This is a genomic window from Allobosea sp. ASV33 (assembly GCF_016428755.1).
In the GTDB taxonomy this organism is placed as follows: Bacteria; Pseudomonadota; Alphaproteobacteria; order Rhizobiales; family Beijerinckiaceae; genus Allobosea.
Genome location: NZ_JAELTI010000365.1, coordinates 1 through 301 on the forward strand (window position 1 = coordinate 1; position 301 = coordinate 301).

Sequence of the window (301 nt, forward strand, 5' to 3'; positions counted from 1 at the left end):
GCGTGCCAGCGCATGGTCGTAATCTTCCAGCACCAGCGCGCCCGCGCCCTCGCCCATGACGAAGCCGTCGCGGTTCTTCGAGAACGGCTTGGCGGCGGCTTCCGGCGGGTCGTTCTGGGTCGAGAGCTGTCTCTTATACACATCTCCGAGCCCACGAGACTCTAGGCGCGATCGCGTATGCCGTCTTCTGCTTGGAAAGGGGGGGGGGGGGGGGGGGGGGGGGGGGGGGGGGGGGGGGGGGGGGGGGGGGGGGGGGGGGGGGGGGGGGGGGGGGGGGGGGGGGGGGGGGGGGGGGGGGGGG

The 301-nt window shown here is 76.1% G+C and carries 1 protein-coding gene; it reads right to left on the minus strand.

Translation table 11 applies throughout. The features are described 5' to 3' along the window. On the minus strand, nucleotides 1–301 hold a 301-nt coding region (locus tag JHD80_RS29205), incomplete at both ends, for a beta-ketoacyl synthase N-terminal-like domain-containing protein (protein WP_282568462.1).